Origin of the sequence: Vibrio sp. 10N (assembly GCF_036245475.1) — a bacterium.
Taxonomy (GTDB): Bacteria; Pseudomonadota; Gammaproteobacteria; order Enterobacterales; family Vibrionaceae; genus Vibrio.
Genome location: NZ_BTPM01000001.1, coordinates 2,919,510 through 2,940,089, shown reverse-complemented (window position 1 = coordinate 2,940,089; position 20,580 = coordinate 2,919,510). Strand labels below are relative to the sequence as shown.

Sequence of the window (20,580 nt, the reverse complement as noted above, 5' to 3'; positions counted from 1 at the left end):
AGAATGAAACTGATTCACGCGTTGTCGCGAATGTTGCTGGGGGCGAGCTGTCTTTGGTCGACCTCAGCACTGGCCGATTTTGTTGATACCTCTCCTAAGCAAGTGAGTTATACCTTCAGCGAGATTGCCGGTCCTGCGTCGATCACCATTCGTGGGAGTGGCGGTACCGCCTTTTTAGGGTTTGGATCGCGCCTTGATCAGATCATCACTGGCGGTGAGCTAGATTTAAACTTTTCGCCTTCCCCAGCTCTACGTTCTCGAGTCTCTCACTTGAGGGTTTATCTCAATGAAGAGCTGATGGATGTGGTGGACTTTAGTCAGGACGATGCCCAAAAGCTGGAAAAGACCATCAGCCTCGATGGCCGTTTTTTCAAAAATTATAATCAAATCAAGTTTGAATTGATTGGTCGTCTCGACCAAGAGTGTAGTGATGCGAGCGATCCCGCGTTGTGGTGGGAGTTAGGCTCTGCCAGTCGAATTACGCTCGATGTGCGCAATATTGATGTAGCCAATGAACTTAGCCTGTTGCCTGCGCCATTTTTTGATGCTCGTGATCTGAAAGATGTGACCATTCCTGTGGTGCTGCCAGACAACTTTGGTCGCCAAAATCTGCATTCTGCCTCAGTGGTCGCGACGTATTTTGCCAGCCAAGCCAAATGGCGTGAGGTCAACTTCCCTGTCTATGAGCAGCAGGCGCCGAAACAGCACGCGATTGTTCTAGCGACCAATGACCATCGTCCAGAGATTATTCAAGATCTGCCAGAGATCACGCAGCCAACGATTCAAATGGTAACTCACCCGAGTGTGCCTGGTAAGAAGTTACTGTTGGTGCTGGGTAAAGATGAGCAACAGCTGGCCTTAGCTGCGCGTGGTCTGGTAGCGGGAAGTCAATTGATGTCAGGTGAAGTGGCGTATATCAATAGCGTCACCAATGTTGCGCCGCGCAAGCCTTATGATGCGCCTAATTGGCTACCTACTGACAGAGCAGTTAAGTTCTCTGAGCTTATTGAGGGCAACTACCAGCTTGAGTCTCAAGGGGTGGAGTTATCACCGATCCGTATTAACTTTACGCTGCCACCAGATTTATTCACTTGGAACGCTAACAGCGTGCCGATGAAGTTAAGTTATCGCTATTCTCCACCGCTTAAAGGGACCAAAACGTCTCGCCTCAACATCTCGGTTAATGACCGTTTTGTGCGTGCTTTTCCACTTGATGAAAACAAGAGTGAAGGTGAGCAAGACACGTGGCGAATTCCCATTCTCGGCACCGAGTCGTTCACTGGTAAATCCTCAACGCAGTTACCGGGTTTTAAGATTTCGCAAAACAACAACCTAGCGTTTAACTTTCAAATTGCCAACGTTTCAACTGGCGTCTGTGAGGGGGTTGGACCGACGATCAATTACGCGGCTATTGATGGTGCCTCGACACTCGATTTCTCGGGCTTCCCACATTACATCCGCATGCCCGATGCACAGTCGTTCGTGAGCTCTGGATTCCCATATTCACGAATGGCGGATTTGTCAGAAACCGCGGTGGTCATGACGGCGAATCCAAGTGCGAAAGAAGTTGAACTGCTGCTCAATACCGTAGGTTTCATCGCTAAACAGACCGGTTTGCCGGCTTATCAGTTTAGTTTGTCTGAGCAATGGGATGAGTCGACACTCAGTGACAAAGACATCTTGGTGTTAGGGGTGCAGGCTGCGACCAAGCTGGAGCTTACTTCGACGGCTTTGACTCATGTCAGCTCTAGTGAATCGGGGCGATTTATTGAAGCGACGACCGTTTCAGAGAAGCCACAGGCTCAAGGACTGGCGAAGCTGTCTGGACGTCAAGCGACGGTCAGTGCGAACGTACGCGCACGCGGTGAGTTCGCATCTATTGCCAGCTTTGAGTCACCATTCTCCAAGCAGCGCACGGTGACCGTGTTGTCGGCGCGAAATGATGGGTCGGTACCACTACTGTATGGGGCGATGAACGCTCGCGCCAATGATGTCAACGGTTCCGCAGTGGCTATCACTCCGAGCCACATCGTCAGTCATCAGGTTGGTGACTACTATTACGTGGGCTCATTGCCGCTGTATGATTTGGTGTGGTATCACTTTTCCGACCGGCCTATGTTGATGGTGGCTATCGCGCTCTTATTGGTCGTGGCCTTTACTATGGTGATGTGGCGTATGCTATCGCGTTACGCAAAACGTCGTTTGGCCAGTCAAGTGAGCACTCACAAAGGAGCGTCGTGATGAGAGCGTGGTTGATAGCAGTTGCTTTGATGCTGAGTGTTGTGGCTCCGGTAAGCCAAGCTGAGACTTGGCATGATTGGCAGGTATTTAAAGCCGTATACATGACGCCGCAAGGGCGGATTGTGGATGGCTCGGATGCTCGGCTGATTACCACATCAGAAGGGCAGTCTTATGCGATGTTTTTTGCTCTAGTAGCGAATGACAAAGCCGCGTTTGACACGCTTTACAACTGGACACAGCAACACTTAGCGGGTGGTGATCTGACGGCTAGGCTTCCAGCTTGGTTGTGGGGTAAAACCCCGCAGGGTTATGGTGTGATCGATAGTAATTCGGCGTCAGATTCTGATTTATGGATTGCTTATACTTTGGTCGAGGCGGGTCGATTGTGGGGCAGTGACTATTATCAGAATGTTGGCTATCTGCTCGCCAAGCGAATTCTTAGTGAAGAAACCAAGAGTTATGGACCCGGCAATCGGCAATTACTGCCAGGGAAGCGAGGCTTTGAGCAGGGCGAAAAGATAAGACTCAACCCAAGCTATGTCCCTCTGCCTCTATTGGCGGCGTTTGCACAGCATGACACACAAGGTGAGTGGAGCGATCTCTATTCTGGGTCGCTGGCATTGCTGTTAGACACTCAGCGCAACGGTGTAAGCCCTGACTGGGTTTTGTATGATGGTCACACCATCAGTTATGACGCTGAGACGACGGACATAGGTAACTACAACGCCATTCGCAGTTATCTTTGGGCTGGGATGATGCCAGGTACAATGGAAGGTGCCCAGTCGTTGGTGGATTCGTTTAAGCCCTTCATCGCTCAGTCGACCAAGCAGCAATATACGCCGCTTAATACTTATGCACAAAGTGGCAAAATGACGCAGCGCGGGCCTGTGGGGTTTGATGCTGCCTTGTTGCCGTTAATGAGTGCCACCCTTGATGAGGATGCGACGGCAAGTTGGGCGGCACGAGTACGTGAAAATCTCGTGACGGATCGCAATAATGAGTACTATAACAATGTGTTAGCCTTGTTTGGATTAGGCTGGTACGACAATAACTATCGCTTCAATAATCAGGGAGAGCTGGTGGTACCTTGGGCAAAGAGTGACAATCCGTGAAGGTAACGAGAGTCTCGAATACGGTCTCAGTAGCACTTTTGACCATGCTGTGCACTTCGGCGTGGGGCAGCGATGTACCCTCTGTGTTTTATCGCTCGGCACCCGACTGGCTCGAAAACCAGATTGTGATTGGTGAGCTAAAGCAAGATGAAACCCTGGTAGAAGGTGCGGTAGAGCGCTGGTTGGCGATTGCTCCTGGCAGTGCAGAAGCGTTGTTCGCAAAAGCACGTTGGCTGGTGAGAAACAATCAAGCCGCGGAAGCGAGTGCGTTATTTAAGCAGCTTGATCGCCAAGCTGACCCTGTTCTCGTTGCGGCATTTCGCAACTATCTTGACCTGCATACCACAGAGCGCGATCAATACAATCAAGCGCTGCTGCTACAGCGTGGTGGCCAGAATGAAGCTGCTCTCAAGCTGTTTGAAGAGCTCTATGGTGGCCAGCGCCCAGATATTATCAGTGAGCTTGATTACTTAGGATTAAAGTCGACGTTCCCACAGTATCAACAACAGGTGCTTGAAGCCTATCAACAGTTGGATCGTTCGTTTCCTAATGTGGGGGAGATCCGTCTCGGGCTAGCGCGGCACTTGTCTCGCTATGGACGAGAGCCAGAGGCGTTGGCGATATATCGTGACTTAGCCAATGATTCCCGCCTTGGCGTCTTTGCCAGTACGCTTTGGATGACGGAGTTGCAGTCAGAGCCAATGTCTCAGAAGTGGATGGATACTCATGAGTTGATCGCCAGTTACCACCCAGAGAACTTAGGCATTCAGCAGCAATACGAGACCGCAAAGCAGCGCTGGGAGCAAGAAAAAACACTGCGTAAAGATCCGATATATCGTGGCAAGCTGGCTGCGTTTGCAAGGATTGAAAATCGTCAGTATGACGCTACCACTTACAAGGCGCTGCAAGCCGCTAATCGAAAGTACCCTAATGATCCAGAGATCTTAGTGGCGCTCGGCCGCTACTATTATCACAATAACAACTATCCAGCCTCGTTGGATGCGTTTAAGCAAGCACAGCAGCTTGATGATTCACCAGATTTGATTGGTTTCTATCAATCGGAGATCAATTCGATCCGTTTTTGGCAAGCACTTGATGCGTCTAGGCGTGCTCTGAGTGCGGAGCAATATGCAGCCGCGATGCAGCAAGCTGACGTCGCGTTATCCTTAGACAGCAGTGTGCCATTTGCTCATGTCATCAAAGGTCAGATCTATCTGGCCCAACAAGAGTATCAATTGGCGCATCAAGCGGCCAAAAAAGCGCTGACCCTAGCGCCGGAGAACAGCTCGGCATTACAGCTTTGGGTGCAAACGTACGCACCAGAGAAGGGGCATGCTGGGGAATATGCGGCACTGCAAACACTCAGACCGTCGCAAATGGAACAAATCTCTGCTTATGCCGCCGAAGTAGAGCACCTTGTGGTGTACGATAAGCTGCTCAATAGCCAAGCTCTACCTGAAACTGATCCGCAGTTTCGGGAGCAGTTTAAGCGCGTACTCGACAGTGAGGCTTATTTACCTTGGCTGAATAAAAATATCGCCGACCAGCTACTTCGATTGGATCAGCGCCGCTTGGCTGATACCGTGATGAGCCGCGCTTATCAATTTCATCAAGACAATGAACATACTCATGCTTACGCGTTGTATTTATCCGGACAAGGGCGCTGGGATGAAGCTTTCACCATCGTCAACCAGTCTCCCGCTCAGCAGCTGACTTCCTCTGAACTGGCTACTTATTCTCGAGTCAAGCTTGAGTACTACCGCCTGCAAATAGCGAAACAGCAGCTTAGAGGCGATGAACTGGTTACGTTTATTGAGGGTGTCGCTCGTCACGATCGCCCTACTGCGATTGTATTGTGGTCAGAGACGCCTTTTGCTGAGCGTGCACAGGCTGAAATGGATGCTGTCGATATTGCCTCGCTGAGTACACCTGAGCTTGAGTTGATGTCGCAGGCCGCGTTCGATATTGATAATGCCAGTTTTCACGACGCTATCTACCGAGAGGCAAAGCATCGCAAGGTGTTGTCTCAGAGTATAGAGCAGCGTCAAAGTCTGTTTGATGCTGACACCTTGTTGGCCGAGGAAAAAACCGAAGCTGCGTCGGAGATCTATTTGGCGCGCCTTAAGGAAGGTGTCTTGATTTCCGAGGCGCGCATGGATGCTTGGCTTGGTGCAGCCCCGCAATACATTGAACCGGTGTTAGACACTCAGGCACAGCGCGTATTTGATCTCAGCGACGAGCAGGTCGTGAGCAGTTTGTCTTTGGCGCTGGAAACCGACAATCAGCCGTATATCAACTTTTTTAATAACCACTTGCCACTCAAATCGCTTAGCGCCTTTAACTATTGGCAATTGCAGGAAGCTTCGTTGGCGCAGCCTAATGATGCGCTGACTCAGCAATATTCGCGACAAGCGCTTCTTCTCGATGATAAAGAGCGTTTGGGCCTGACGAGAGTTCGAGATATTGGTAGTGCTTATCGTGATGCGGAAGATCAGTGGATGACTAACGACATCATTGCCACGTTAGATAGGATAGATGAACGGCATCAGTCTTATTTCATTGTGGGTGGTGAATTTAACAATGTTCCTGGTGGTTCTAAGTACCTGACGGTGCCATTTGAGCTTGGCATTGCTATGCCCCAATGGGACGGGCGATTGAAACTGAGAACGGACAGTGTCTACCTCAACAGTGGCTCGTTGACCTATTACAATACCAATGTTGAATTTGAGCGTGACCGAGTCGGTCAGGCATTTTCTGTGGGCTGGGAAGCCGACAATTGGCAGGCAGATCTGGGCACCACGCCTGTTGGCTTTCGGTATACCGATTGGGTCGGTGGTATAGAGGGAGTCTCCGAATGGGGTGATGTGACACTGCGGGGTAATGTGTCTAAGCGTCCTGTAACGGCAAGCTTTATCTCTTATTCTGGACTATCGGTGACAGAGCGCACAGGTGTTACCACTGAGTTTGGTGGCGTGACCCGCAGTGGCGCTACTGTCAGCGCATCGTGGAATGATGGCCGCCCTTATGGTGTATGGGGCTATTTGGAATACCATCAGCTCACTGGCAATAATGTCGCCGACAATGACCGTACCTCAGGCATGCTGGGCAGTTACTACAACCTCATAAGCAGTGATGACGAAGTGCTCTCTTTGGGCGGCGCTGTGTTTTATATGGGCTACGACAAGAACGTCAATGAGGTGATCATTGGCCATGGTAAATACTACAGTCCGCAAAACTACACCTCACTTTCTGTGCCTATCTCGTATTATCGACGCCACAGCTTCGATTGGACCTATGGGGTGAGGGGCACGGTTTCGTTGTCGAATGCGTCGTTTGATGCGCCTTACAATATCCCGGGCGGCACAGCTTCGTCATCAAGTGGTGTCAGTGCAGGACTGCAGTTTTATACCGAGTATCGAATGAACGATCATTGGAGTTTTGTCGGTTATGTGTCGCAGCAATTTTCCAGTGATTACCAGCCGAGTGTATTCAATGTTTATCTCAAATATCACTTTGATTCCAATTGGCGTAAAGCTCGACTACAGCCAGATCCGCTAAGACTGTACGCGGACTATTTCTAGTCCGCGCATTTTGCTTCATCTAGGGTTTATTGTGGGCGCTGCTTGAAGAATTTAGCGCGCTGCTTGACCCATTTGTTTGCCCAATCGACAGGGGCATTTTGGTAGGCGCGCTCAACAGCTTGGTTTAACACTCGCACTGATGGCAGATAGTTGAGGGTTTGCTGAGCACCGCCCAGTTTAGCGATATCCGTATCCGTTAATGAGCGTGAGGCAAACATCAAAGCATTAAGGTAAACCGAATCAGATTCAGAGCTATTCACCGCCGTGTCAGTGAATAGCGCCATTCCCTCTCTCTGCATCGCCCAGCGCTCTCCCAGTCCAGCGTAGCGCATGGTCTCAATGTGCTCGCCATCGACATACAGTTTATAGACCACATCGCCTTCCTCTGAGGCATAAAACACCATCGCAATACGGTACCAAGTATTGGCGGCAATACTGCCGGCATAGTTTGGTGCTAAACCGATCTCACTATCTGGTGACAAGAAGATGTCAGGCTCATTGCTACTAGGCTCAGCATCAAGTATTGCACGATATTTGCGACTGCTATCCTCTAACTCAGGCCACAGGGCATCAAATACGATAGTGTAATTTGATAGGCGGTTTAGGTTGGCAAAGTCACCATTGGCTGCCAGATCGGTAGATAGCTTAAAGCTACCACTGTTTAGAGCATGTAATGTACCAAGTTCAATGACGGAAGCTGTGCTGCCATCGGGGAGCGCTGGCACTGCAAGTGATTCTGTGGTGCCACAACGAAGCAGCTCGCTACCGCAAGATTGAGGCTCGCCTTGTGAATTGGTTAGCGTCAGCTGAGAGGCGATATTTTGCTCTGGAGCAAAGATATCGTTGGCATCGTCGAAACTCCAGATAGAGGCGGTATTGGGGGCGTTTTCGTCACAGCTGAATAGCAGCTCATTGTCATCAATATACTGACAGTTGGCCGTACGCTTGCGGGCATAGGCATCAAAGATCTCCCACGCTTCACCAACGAACTCGGCATCTTCTTTAAGGTAGTAACTGCCGTTAAAGAACAGCTCAGGATTCCAAGCGGCTGATTTAAAGAGGCCTATTTGATAGGTCTTGGTTGAATCGATATCGCCTAGCGCTGGACCATGGTAATCAAGACCACTTTCATAGCTCAGCATGGCGCTAAGCGCTTCGCCTGATACACTCACTTGATACAGCGATGAGAAACCCGGCGTATTCGCAGGCTGGCGCTCAATCGGGTAGGCGTGATGAAAGTCTTCTTGGGTCAATGAACCTGGTGCCCAGATCTCGCTATCTTCAATTTCACCGCGATTGAGGAAGCTGGCATCTATCTGATAATTGGTCCCTGACTTGGGGGCAGTAAAGTCGGTCAAGCTGTCGTGTAGAATATCCAAAATATCATCACGGCTTGGCTGTTTGAGCGATACCGCTATTTCGGTGTTCGCATCGGGAGCGTAGGTGCCCATGATGCCATCAATACGACGTTTGGTTGTCTCGTCAATGGGTAACGATTCGGTAATATCGAGTTCGGCAATAGTTTCGGGCGTTATTGCCGTTTTGGTGGCGAGGTCAAACGTTACGGTGACGTCGGTGTAACCTTTAGCATTAAAGTCAGGCAGTAGTACTGTTGTGCCGTTTACTCTGGTGGTCTTTGGTGAGTCATGAGTGTGTCCGCCGAGCACAAGATCGATGCCGTCAACAAAGGTTGCCAATGCGACATCGGTGCCGTGGCCAAGGTGGCTGAGCATCACCATATAGTCCACTTGTTCGCCATAGGCGGCGATGATCTCGCGAGCGCGCTCGTTCCAGTCCCAACGCATTCTGAAATCATCAATGAAGTCTACCTGAGGCTTAATCTCTTCATCTAGCTCATTCCAAGGGCCTGAGGTCATGCCAAATACACCTACCTTAACGCAGCCCACTTCGGCAATCGCAAAGTCGACGCCCGCAAATCCGGCAGGGTCATTGCCATAGTATTCGGTGTTGGAGGCAAGTACTGTTGATACATCATCTTTGGCGTACTCGAGTAACTGCTCAGGCCCCCAGGCAAAGTCGTGGTTACCAATCACGCGATAATCAAATTCCAACGCTTGCGTGGCCTCTAGCGTGGCATAGCCTTCTGATAGCTGCTCGGCAACCGTCCCTTTTTCATAGTCATCACCGCCGTTGGTAAACAGGGTGTAGGGCTCTTCGGCAAGCGCGTCGACATGAGCTTGTTTGATTTTGCTATAGAACTGCTCGCGATAACCGAAGTGGCCGTGTAGGTCAGCAACATGGATAAAGCGAATGGTCTGCGTGTCGGCACCGGTGTCACAGGCTGGCCCATGAGACTTAGTCGGTGCGACTGGAATAGGGTCGCCAAGCGAGACGCTGGTGTCGTCGTTACAGCCAGAGAGCAGTAGCGTGGATAGGGCGCTACTTAATGCGAGTAATGTAAAGCGAGTTCGTGTCATCGAAAAGCCGTGAGTCATCAGAATGTAAAGCAAAAGTATGCATAGGATACCAGATCCTGATGGGGAAATTATCACTAGCATTTCTGTTATTGATTGTTTTTATGTGTGGGTTCGCATTCGAGGGGGGATGAGGTCGCTGAGAATGTACTACGAAGCAAATTCAATGCTGATTCCACCATTGGTTACACCGTTGTGATTGTGGATTGCCAATAAATCCTGTGAATTTTTTGCGTTAAGTAAGGAAACTGTAAGAAAATGGGGGTTTCCTCCAATGTTTCTGCTTCAATGCCTTGCTGTGATGGCGCGGCATTGGTACATTTAGTGCAATTTTTGTCTTCTAATTCTTGCAGGACGAGCGAAGAATATGTTTAAAAAACTGCGTGGCATGTTTTCTAACGACCTATCGATTGATTTAGGTACTGCCAACACACTGATTTATGTAAAAGGACAGGGTATCGTCCTAGACGAGCCTTCTGTTGTAGCTATCCGCCAAGACCGTGCGGGTTCTGCCAAAAGCGTTGCGGCCGTCGGTCATGCAGCGAAACAGATGCTAGGTCGTACACCTGGTAACATTTCTGCCATTCGTCCAATGAAAGACGGCGTGATTGCTGATTTCTACGTGACTGAGAAAATGCTTCAGCACTTCATTAAGCAAGTTCACGACAACAGCGTATTGAAGCCAAGCCCGCGCGTACTCGTGTGTGTGCCTTGTGGTTCTACCCAAGTTGAGCGTCGTGCCATTCGTGAGTCTGCGCTGGGCGCGGGTGCTCGTGAAGTCTACCTAATTGATGAGCCGATGGCGGCAGCCATTGGTGCTGGCCTACGCGTGTCAGAACCAACTGGTTCTATGGTGGTTGATATCGGCGGCGGTACCACAGAAGTAGCGGTGATTTCACTAAACGGTGTGGTTTACTCATCGTCAGTCCGTATTGGTGGTGACCGTTTTGATGAAGCGATCATCAACTACGTACGTCGTAACTACGGCAGCTTGATCGGTGAAGCAACGGCTGAGAAGATCAAACACGAAATCGGTTCTGCGTACCCTGGTGACACGGTTGAAGAGATCGAAGTTCGCGGTCGTAACCTTGCTGAAGGTGTGCCACGTAGCTTTAGCCTAAACTCAAACGAGATCCTAGAAGCGCTTCAAGAGCCGCTAACGGGTATCGTATCGGCAGTAATGGTTGCGCTAGAGCAGTGTCCGCCAGAGCTTGCATCTGACATTTCAGAAAACGGCATGGTACTGACGGGTGGTGGTGCACTACTTCGCGACCTAGACCGTCTACTTACTGAAGAAACAGGCATTCCTGTTGTTATCGCTGAAGATCCACTGACGTGTGTGGCTCGTGGTGGCGGTAAAGCGCTTGAGATGATCGACATGCACGGTGGCGATCTATTTACTGAAGAATAATGGTTTCTCTCTAGTTTTGGTGTGGTACTGAAACTAGAGTCCGCATCAAGGTTATGAGTACATGAAACCAATATTTGGTCGGGGTCCGTCCTTACAACTTCGGTTATTTCTTGCTGTAACTCTATCAGCCGGCTTAATGCTGGCTGATAGTCGTTTAGACACATTCTCCAATTTCCGCTATTTGCTGAACAGTGCCGTCGCGCCTATTCAATATGCCGCTAATTTACCGCGCAGCATGTTTGATGGGGTGTATGAGCGTCTTAATACCCGTCAAGGTTTGGCGGAGCAAAATATCAATCTCAAACGTGAAGTGTTGCGCCTGAAAAGCGACCTTATCTTGCTCGATCAATATCGTGAAGAGAACCAGCGTTTTCGTGAGCTACTTGGCTCATCTTTTGTCAGAGATGAGAAAAAAGTCGTCACGGAAGTGATGGCTGTGGATACGTCGCCATATCGTCACCAAGTGGTGATCGATAAAGGTCGTATTGATGGTGTTTACGAAGGCCAGCCAGTGATCAACGAAAATGGCATTGTCGGTCAGGTTACGTTTGTTGGCGCGCACAATAGCCGTATTATGTTGCTAACTGATGCCAACAGCGCGATCCCAGTACAGGTGATCCGTAATGATATCCGTGTTATTGGCTCGGGTAATGGCTCCATCGATGAGATCCAACTGGAGCATATTCCAACCAGCACCGACATTCAGCCTGACGATCTTCTCGTGACCTCTGGTCTGGGCGGTATTTATCCGGAAGGTTATCCAGTGGCGCACGTGAAGTCGGTGCAACGTGACAATCGTCGTGAGTTTGCCAACATCATTGCTGAGCCTGTGGTCGATTTTGATCGCTTACGTTACTTGCTTTTGATCTGGCCAAACAATGACAGACAGCAGCAGGAAGTAGAAGACATTCTCAATGCAGAATAAAGGATTAACACACAATTATGGCTAACAGCTCTTTTCGCAGTCATATGGTGATTGGCACCTCGTTGCTGGTGGCGTTGGTACTGCAAACCATTCCTTGGCCGGGGGTTCTGGATTTTATCCGTCCGTCATGGCTTTTCTTAGTGCTTGGGTACTGGGTATTAGCATTACCACACCGCGTGAATGTTGGTACGGCTTTGTTTGTCGGTTTGGTGTGGGATCTGCTTGTCGGTTCGACGCTAGGTATTCGTGGCATGATGATGTCGATTGTCGTCTACGTTATCGCTCTTAACTTTTTGGTGCTGAGAAACATGGCACTGTGGCAACAAGCGACTATTATGGCGCTGCTCTCAATGGTGCTCGAAGTGTGCATCTTTTTCGGTGAGTATTTGATCCAGGACGTGACTTTTAATCCAATGTCGCTGTGGAGTGGTTTGATTAACTGTATACTCTGGCCATGGATGTTTTTACTGCTTCGTCGAGTAAGAAGGCATTGGCATGTCAGATAATCAAGGGTCTTCACGGGTCGTACTGGCCTCTACCTCGCCACGCCGCCGCGAATTATTGACCCAATTGGGCTACGATTTTTCTATCGTTAGCCCTGATATTGAAGAGCAGCAACAAGACAATGAAGCGCCGGAAGAGTACGTGGCGCGCTTGTCGTTAGAAAAAGCGCAAGCTGGCCTTGCGCTGAGTCATCAAGACAGTGTCGTGGTAGGCTCGGACACTGTGGTCGTGCTCGATGGTCAAGTGCTGGAAAAGCCGCACGATTTTGACCATGCCAATCGCATGCTGAGCAGCATGTCAGGGCAAAAACACCAAGTGCTGACGGCGGTCAGCGTGGTAAGCAAATTAAAGCAAGCATCGGTGGTGGTAACCACGGATGTGTGGTTCAAAACGCTCAGTAAACAAGAAATAGAACGATATTGGCAGAGCGGTGAACCGAAAGATAAAGCTGGCAGTTATGGTATCCAAGGATTAGGTGGGCGTTTTGTCACTCGCATCGAGGGCAGTTATTACGCCGTAGTGGGACTGCCGCTGTATGAAACTGACCAGCTCTTGCAAGAATTTATAAATAATTAAAAATATTGAGGTGCGCTCATGAGTGCAGAGCTGTTAATAAACGTAACTCCAAGTGAAACAAGAGTTGCAATGATTGAAGGTGGAATTCTACAAGAAGTCCACATTGAGCGCGAAGCCAAGCGCGGCATCGTTGGTAATATCTACAAGGGCAAAGTGAGTCGTGTGCTTCCGGGGATGCAGGCGGCTTTTGTGGATATTGGTCTGGAAAAGGCTGCGTTTCTTCACGCTTCCGATATTGTCCCTCATACCGAATGTGTTGCTGAGAACGAAAAAAAGCAGTTTCAGGTTCGCGATATTTCTGAATTGGTACGTCAAGGCCAAGACATTGTTGTGCAAGTGGTTAAAGACCCGCTCGGCACTAAAGGCGCACGCCTGACGACCGATATTACCCTTCCCTCACGTTATCTTGTATTCATGCCTGGTGCGAGCCATGTGGGCGTTTCACAGCGTATTGAAAGTGAAGATGAGCGTTTGCGTCTAAAGCAGGTGGTGGCCGATTACTGCGATGAAAACGGTGGCTTTATTATCCGTACTGCTGCTGAAGGAGCGAATGAGAAAGAGCTGGCGCAGGATGCTGCTTTTCTAAAGCGTTTGTGGACAAAAATCAATGAACGCCGCACTAAGTACAAGACTCGTTCGACATTGTATGGCGAGCTCGGTCTGGCTCATCGTATCTTACGCGACTTCGTTGGTACGGAGATCACGCGCATTCAGGTTGACTCTCGTTTAGTGTTCGAAAGTTTAAAAGAGTTCACCAGCGAATTTGTTCCTGAGCTAGAGTCTCTTCTAGAACTCTATGAAGGCGATAAGCCGATTTTTGATATGTATGACACCGAGAACGAAATCCAACGTTCGCTAGAGCGTAAAGTCGATCTCAAGTCGGGTGGTTATCTGATTATTGACCAAACCGAAGCCATGACTACGGTAGATATTAACACCGGCGCCTTTGTTGGTCGTCGTAACCTTGAAGAGACCATCTTCAATACCAATATCGAAGCGACTCAGGCCATTGCTCGTCAGCTCAGACTGCGTAATTTGGGCGGTATCATCATTATCGACTTCATTGATATGGGGCTCGATGAGCATCGCCAGCGCGTATTAGTTTCGCTGGATGCGGCGCTGTCGAAAGACCGAGTAAAAACCAATATCAATGGCTTTACCCAGCTTGGCTTGGTTGAGATGACGCGTAAACGTACTCGTGAAAGTATTGAACATGTTCTGTGTAGCGGTTGTCCAACTTGTGAAGGCCGAGGTTCGGTGAAAACGGTGGAAACCGTCTGCTACGAGATTCTACGTGAAATCACTCGAGTGAACCGAGCTTACGATGCTGACAAGTTTGTGGTTTATGCAGCCCCTGCAGTGGCCGAAGCGCTAGAGGGTGATGAGTCCCATGCACTTGCTGAGCTTGAAGTGTTTATTGGCAAACAAGTGCGTATCCAAGCTGAGCCGCTGTATATCCAAGAACAATTTGATGTTGTTATGATGTGATGAGAAGTTTGTGAGTCCTCGCGTTAATCAAATTATACGCCTATTTCTCTGGCTACTACTGACCGTGCTGGTGTTGCTCGCCTCCGCGGTCACAGTTCTGCGTGTCGGTCTGCCACAGCTAAACAAGGTCCAACCTGAAATTGTCACTTGGATAAATCAAGGGACCGGACTGAATGTTTCGCTCAAAGACGTGCGTGGCTTTTGGCGTAACACACACCCATCCATTTCTCTTCAAGGGGTCTCAGTCGGTCTTCCCGACAGCCCGGAAACCCGGTTTGAGGTGAGCAATCTTGAACTGGAATTTGACCTGATCCAAACGGTACTGCAGCAGCAGCCTGTGCTGGCGGACATGGTGATCAACGGCATGACGTTGGACGTTCGCTCTGTGGATCTGCTTAAAGCTGCGGAAAATAAACAGCCTGAATCTGCCGCTAATACACCTGCGAAAAGTGGTGAGCAGTTGATCCAACGTTTGGACAACTTACTCCTAACGCAGCTAGATCGATTTACGGTCACCGAATCGACCATTCTCTACACCTCTATTTCTGATGAAGCACGACAGCTCGATATTGAGAATCTGCAATGGCGTAACGAGAAGCGTCGCCATTTGGCGCAGGGAATTGTGTCGATTGAAGACGCTAACCTCAATGCATTAGAAGTGCGGGCTGACTTTGTCGACAACGGTTCATTGACCAGTGTGACAGGGGACTTTTATGTCACTGTTGATGAGATGTCTTTGTCTCCTTGGTTATCTGATGAGCAAAAACAGCAAACGGGTATTGAATCAGGTTCGGTCAGTTTAAGAGCTTGGCTGGCGCTCGATAACAGTAAAGCGAAAGAAGTCTATTTGGATGTGCTGCCATCTGAACTGACTTGGAATAGCGATAATCAGCAACATGACCTGATTGTAGAATCAGCGGTACTGCATCTTTTACCATCACCGTCAGGTTGGCAGCTTAATGTACACCAGGTCCAAGCGCGTACTGATGAGTTTACGTGGCCTGAGCTGGACGTTGCGGTTGATTGGAGTCGTGATAATCAATGGCAAGTTAATGTCTCTGAGCTGGATGTGAACAGTTTGAAGCCATTGGCGACGCTGGCTAACAACGATACGCTTGACGAGTGGTTAAGTCGGCTTAATCCAGGTGGTCGTATTGAAGATATCCGTGTTTCTCAGCTCTCAGGGACGGGGTCTCTGAAGTACTCGGCCACCCTTCAGCAGATGTCGCTGTCTCAATGGGGATTATTGCCGGGGTTTTCGAATGTATCAGGTCAGTTGCGAGGTGATAGTGAGCGCGCCTATGCACGCGTATCGGTTATCGATGATAAGTTTCCTTATGGTGAAGTATTCCAAGCTCCTTTGAATATCAAACAAGGGTTAGTGGATATCCATTGGGAAAATCATGGTGAGCAAGGTTGGTCACTGTGGTCGGATAAAGTCACCGCCGCAACGCCGGATCTGCAAGTACTCGGTGCCTTCAGGCTCGATTTCCCTAGCAATGACAGTCCATTCTTATCTTTTTATGCTGAAGCTGACTTATACAACGCCGGTGAGGTGTGGCGCTATCTGCCCACGTTGGCTATGGGGCAAAGTTTAACCGATTACCTGTCGGCGGCGATTCAAGCGGGTCGAGTGAATACCGCTAAGCTGCTTTGGTATGGGAAACTGTCTGATTTCCCGTATCGTGATAATAACGGCATGTTCCAAGCCTTTGTTGGTTTGCGCGATGCTAAGTTCAGCTTTGATACCAAGTGGCCGCCACTGACGGATCTGCAACTCGATTTGTTATTCCAAAATGAGAGCATGTATCTCGATTCGCGCTCTGCCACTCTGATGGACGTAAAAGGTCAGCGCATTACTGGACGAATTCCTGAGCTGCGTGGTGACGGCCACCTCGAGATTGAAGCCAAAGCCGCGGGGCAGGGAAGTGCGGTACGCGATTACATGACGGCATCGCCATTGGTGGATTCGGTAGGGGCCGCGCTCACGGCTGTTCAGGTCAGCGGTGATGTTAATGCTGATTTTCAGCTCTATATTCCATTCTCTGGTGATGACACGCCGTCAAGAGCATGGGGTCAGGCGGAGTTAAGGAATAACCACGTCGACATTGATGCACCGCCAATGACACTCGAACAAGTGTCTGGACGCATCGAGTTTGATAACGATGTTGTTAAGGCGACGGGATTGGCGGCGAACTTACTCGATCAACCGATTCATCTTGATTTTCAAGGGCAAAATGCCAGCAAGGGTTACGCAGTAAATATTGATGCTGTCGGTGACTGGAGTACCGGCCCACTAGAGCCATACATTGGTGACAAAGTGGTGAGTCGTTTGTCAGGGCATGCGCCTTGGCACTTGGATGTCGATATCCAGCTCAACGATGTTGGCTTTACCTACCAACTGGATTTAGATGCTAATTTAGCCACCATTGCTAGCCGTTATCCTTATCCGCTGAGTAAGGCGTTTGGCGATGCTGGGAAAGCAAGGCTGCAAGCGTCTGGAAATCAGGAAAATATTACGGCTCGCCTGCAGTTGCCGTCGGTGAAGTATCAAACTGAAATCGACATCACCCAGTCAGTGCCGGTACTTAAAGCGACCAATCTAGTACTCGGTGAGGGCGGTTTTAAAATCAGCCCGATCGTTGGCCATCACTTCCAGGTACGCTCGGATACCATAGATTTCGATAAATGGAGTGAAGTGTTTGAGGAGCCACCAAGCGAGAACAAAGCGGTACTTGACGACTTGCCAAAGCCTGAATTGCCATTGCCAAAACGCGCCAGTGTCGAAGCTAAAGAACTGATATTAGGTGGAATTGAATGGCATGATGTCAATTTCGATGCTAGATATAAGAAAGGTGGCTGGCAGTTTGCGCTTGATAGCCAAGAGGCGAAGGGTGAAGCGAGCTACAGTGATAATAATGAATTGCACGTGGCGTTAAGTCGTCTTCATATTTATGTCCCAGCATTGGATAAGATTGCCGAGAAAGATGAGTCAATCATCACTCAGGAAAACCCTGACGCCCCGTTAGTGACGGACTTTGAACGCACCTTATTCAGCGCCTTGCCTGATACCTTGTTGACCATCGATAACTTTTGGTTCCAAGGGTACAAAGTAGGCAAGGTTGATATGGATGTATCACGACAAGGTAACAAACTCGTATGGAATAAGCTCCAGCTTTCCAGTGGTGCGAACCACATTGACATCGACGGCAACTGGATGGTGTCCGGTGAGCAAAATAAAACCCAGGTGAATTTCGCGGTGAAAGGCGAAAACAACAGTGACCTGATGGAGCGCTTTGGGATCACAACGGGTATCCAACGTGCCCCGTTTGAGATGAAAGCTAAGCTCGATTGGGATGGTGCGCCATGGTCAATGCGCCTCGATACTGTTAACGGTGATATGAATACCAAGCTTGGTAAAGGGGTGATCTCCGACGTGAGTGGCGCGGCTCGATTGCTCGGCTTGTTTAGTCTTGACTCAATCATTCGTAAGATGCAGCTCGATTTCTCGGACGTGTTTGATAAAGGCATGGCTTTTAACTCAATCACGGGTAGCGGCCGAGTGCGTGATGGCGTGTTTGTCACCAACGACATAAAAATGGACGCGGTGGCTGGTGATATGAGAATTAAAGGCTTAGCCGATTTATCTAAACAAACCGTGGATGCTGAGGTGAGCTTTACTCCAGATATGACCTCTGGCATTCCTATCATTACCGCTTTTGCGGTGACGCCGCAAACAGCATTGGTGGTGCTGGCCGTGACTACCGTGATCTCACCCGTGGTTGAGGTCGTGACTCAAGTGAATTACTCAGTAAAAGGGCCACTCGACTCACCAACAGTCAGCGAGATATCCCGCAGCAAAGGGGAATATACGCTGCCAGAGGATCTTAAGCAGGAGAAATAAATCGTCTATGAGCAAGGAACGCTTTGGAATCATACAAATGACCTCGGGCCCCGATCCGCAACGTAACTTTGAGCACATTCAGCAAAAGGTGGCGTTTTTGGCGGAGAAGGGCATGCGCTGGATTTTGACGCCAGAGAACGCGTTAGTGTTTGGTCATCGCCAAGACTACCATCAACATGCGGAGTACTTAGGGCAGGGGGAGTATCAAAGTAAACTTGCCCAACTGGCTAAGCGTCACGGTATTAACCTGATTATTGGCAGTTTCCCTATTCGAGTGTCAGAGAGTGAAGTGTCGACCACCACGCTGGTCTTCGATAGTAATGGCCAGCGTATGAATCATTACGACAAGCTGCATATGTTTGACGTTGATGTGAATGATGCGCATAAGAATTACCGTGAGTCAGAGACCTTTAAAGCCGGTGGCAATATTGCCATGGTGCCGACAGATTTTGGCGCGATAGGGTTGTCTATCTGTTATGATTTGCGCTTTCCGCATCTGTATTGTGCGCTAAGAGCGCAAGGTGCCAACGTGATTGTGGTGCCAGCGGCTTTTACCGCCGTCACGGGTAAAGCACACTGGGAAGTGCTGCTGCGTGCCAGGGCCATTGAAAATCAGTGCTGGATCGTCGCTGCCAACCAATGCGGTACTCACCCATGCGGGCGAGAAACCTGGGGACACTCAATGGTGATATCGCCGTGGGGGGAAATCCAAGGTCAACTAGAGCAGCAAGCGGGCACCATCACTGCCGAATTGAATTTTGATGTGGTTGAAGAGGTAAGGCAAAGTATGCCTGTCGCTAAACATATCCGCTTCGAGCAACATCTCCACTAATTATATTTACTAAGAGCATTCGAATATGGAACGCATAGAAGACGCGCTACTAGGCCCAACGGGTCTATCTGAACAAGATATTGAAGCCACGTTGGCTAGCATTGCGACTCGCCAAATTGACTATGCAGATATTTATTTTCAGTCTAGCTGGCATGAATCTTTGGTGCTCGAAGATAGCATCATTAAAGATGGTTCATTTAACATCGACCGTGGTGTCGGTGTTCGAGCGGTGACTGGAGAAAAAACAGGCTTTGCTTACTCAGATCAAATCACGTTAGAAGGCTTAAAGCAGAGTGCGGTAGCTGCACGTGGTATTGCACAGCAAGGTCAAAGTGCTCAAGTGAAAGCACTGACACGCAGTGACAACCAGGCGTATTACGCAGCGGTCAACCCGCTTGAAAGCTGGGAAAAACAACAAAAGACCGAATTGCTCAAACAGTTGGATGCTTATATCCGTACTAAAGAGCCATTGGTGAAAGAAGTGTCGGTGAGTCTCAGCGGCGTGTATGAGCAGATGTTGGTTGCTGCTACCGATGGCACCTTCGCAGGGGATGTACGTCCATTGGTTCGTTTGTCGATCAGTGTGCTGGCTCAAAAAGGCGAGCGTCGCGAGCGCGGCAGTGCCGGTGGTGGCGGTCGTTACGGTTACGACTTCTTCTTATCGACTGAAGAAGGCCAGCAAGTGGCTTACAACTACGCTGACGAAGCAATTCGCCAAGCGCTGGTTAACCTTGAAGCGATTGACGCACCTGCGGGTATGATGCCCGTGGTACTCGGTGCGGGTTGGCCAGGTGTACTACTGCATGAAGCAGTAGGTCACGGTTTGGAAGGTGACTTTAACCGTAAAGAGTCCTCAGTCTTCTCTGGCAAGGTTGGCGAGCGAGTGACTTCAGACCTTTGTACCATTGTTGATGACGGCACGCTGCAAGATTTGCGCGGCTCACTTAACGTCGATGATGAAGGTGTACATGGTCAATACAATACCCTGATCGAAAACGGTGTATTGAAAGGCTACCTACAGGACAAGCTTAATGCGCGTCTTATGGGGGTGAACCCAACGGGCAACGCGCGTCGTGAGTCTTATGCTCACTTACCCATGCCGCGTATGACCAACACTTACATGCTGCCAGGTGAGCACTCTCCTGAAGAGATCATCTCAACGGTGAAGAAAGGCCTATATGCGCCAAACTTTGGTGGTGGTCAGGTGGACATCACCTCGGGTAAGTTTGTGTTCTCAGCTTCAGAAGCGTACTTGATTGAGGATGGTAAGATCACCGCTCCTGTAAAAGGTGCAACGCTAATCGGTTCGGGTATTGAAGCGATGCAGCAAGTCTCCATGGTCGGTAATGATCTAGCGATTGACCGCGGTGTGGGTGTGTGTGGTAAAGCAGGACAAAGCGTGCCAGTCGGCGTAGGTCAGCCAAGCTTGAAGCTGGATGCCTTAACCGTGGGTGGCACGGACTAACTTTCTTCGTTCTACCACAATTACTGACATTCGATAGCTCGTCATTTGACATATCGTCATCCTCGCGAAAGCGAGGATCTCCCACAGCGCGTCATTCGCTGGAAGA

General features: G+C 49.6%; 12 protein-coding genes. 11 read left to right on the top strand and 1 reads right to left on the bottom strand.

The window, feature by feature from the left end:
* The first annotated feature begins 3 nt into the window (after positions 1–3).
* Genes bcsB through AAA946_RS13630 form a run of 3 tightly spaced genes read left to right on the top strand, consistent with a single transcriptional unit; the run spans position 4 to position 6,934 of the window.
* Positions 4–2,241, top strand: coding sequence for a cellulose biosynthesis cyclic di-GMP-binding regulatory protein BcsB (gene bcsB, locus AAA946_RS13640; RefSeq protein WP_338165329.1), 2,238 nt, complete (start codon positions 4–6; stop codon positions 2,239–2,241).
* Complete coding sequence (gene bcsZ, locus AAA946_RS13635) at positions 2,241–3,353, top strand: cellulose synthase complex periplasmic endoglucanase BcsZ (RefSeq protein ID WP_338165328.1); 1,113 nt, start codon at positions 2,241–2,243, stop codon at positions 3,351–3,353. Before bcsB ends, bcsZ begins: the two co-directional genes overlap by 1 nt.
* Positions 3,350–6,934, top strand: coding sequence for a cellulose synthase subunit BcsC-related outer membrane protein (locus AAA946_RS13630; RefSeq protein ID WP_338165327.1), 3,585 nt, complete (start codon positions 3,350–3,352; stop codon positions 6,932–6,934). The genes bcsZ and AAA946_RS13630 overlap by 4 nt, the downstream gene beginning before the upstream one ends.
* 26 nt (positions 6,935–6,960) lie before the next feature.
* Here AAA946_RS13630 and AAA946_RS13625 read toward each other — a convergent pair whose 3' ends face one another.
* Positions 6,961–9,372, bottom strand: coding sequence for a metallophosphoesterase (locus AAA946_RS13625; RefSeq protein ID WP_338165326.1), 2,412 nt, complete (start codon positions 9,370–9,372; stop codon positions 6,961–6,963).
* Between the two features lie 364 nt (positions 9,373–9,736).
* Here AAA946_RS13625 and AAA946_RS13620 point away from each other — a divergent pair, with 364 nt between their 5' ends.
* The 8 genes from AAA946_RS13620 (at position 9,737) to tldD (ending at position 20,474) form a co-directional block, all read left to right on the top strand.
* On the top strand, positions 9,737–10,780 hold the full coding sequence (locus tag AAA946_RS13620; protein ID WP_042473407.1) for a rod shape-determining protein: 1,044 nt from the start codon (positions 9,737–9,739) through the stop codon (positions 10,778–10,780).
* A gap of 61 nt (positions 10,781–10,841) precedes the next feature.
* Positions 10,842–11,705, top strand: a complete 864-nt coding sequence (mreC, locus tag AAA946_RS13615; protein ID WP_338165325.1) for a rod shape-determining protein MreC — start codon at positions 10,842–10,844, stop codon at positions 11,703–11,705.
* A gap of 17 nt (positions 11,706–11,722) precedes the next feature.
* A complete protein-coding gene (gene mreD / locus AAA946_RS13610) occupies positions 11,723–12,211 on the top strand; it encodes a rod shape-determining protein MreD (RefSeq protein ID WP_042496399.1) in 489 nt (162 codons plus the stop codon).
* Positions 12,201–12,785, top strand: coding sequence for a Maf family protein (locus tag AAA946_RS13605; protein WP_338165324.1), 585 nt, complete (start codon positions 12,201–12,203; stop codon positions 12,783–12,785). Before mreD ends, AAA946_RS13605 begins: the two co-directional genes overlap by 11 nt.
* Before the next feature lie 18 nt (positions 12,786–12,803).
* The gene (gene rng / locus AAA946_RS13600) at positions 12,804–14,273 is read left to right on the top strand and encodes a ribonuclease G (protein WP_338165323.1); all 1,470 of its coding nucleotides are present in this window, start codon (positions 12,804–12,806) and stop codon (positions 14,271–14,273) included.
* Positions 14,274–14,283: 10 nt separating this feature from the next.
* Complete coding sequence (locus tag AAA946_RS13595; RefSeq protein ID WP_338165322.1) at positions 14,284–18,177, top strand: YhdP family protein; 3,894 nt, start codon at positions 14,284–14,286, stop codon at positions 18,175–18,177.
* Between the two features lie 7 nt (positions 18,178–18,184).
* Positions 18,185–19,009 carry a carbon-nitrogen hydrolase family protein gene (locus tag AAA946_RS13590; RefSeq protein WP_338165321.1) on the top strand — a complete coding sequence of 275 codons (825 nt, stop codon included), beginning with the start codon at positions 18,185–18,187 and terminating at the stop codon, positions 19,007–19,009.
* A 25-nt stretch (positions 19,010–19,034) separates the two neighbouring features.
* Positions 19,035–20,474 carry a metalloprotease TldD gene (gene tldD, locus AAA946_RS13585; protein WP_338165320.1) on the top strand — a complete coding sequence of 480 codons (1,440 nt, stop codon included), beginning with the start codon at positions 19,035–19,037 and terminating at the stop codon, positions 20,472–20,474.
* Positions 20,475–20,580: the final 106 nt, after the last annotated feature.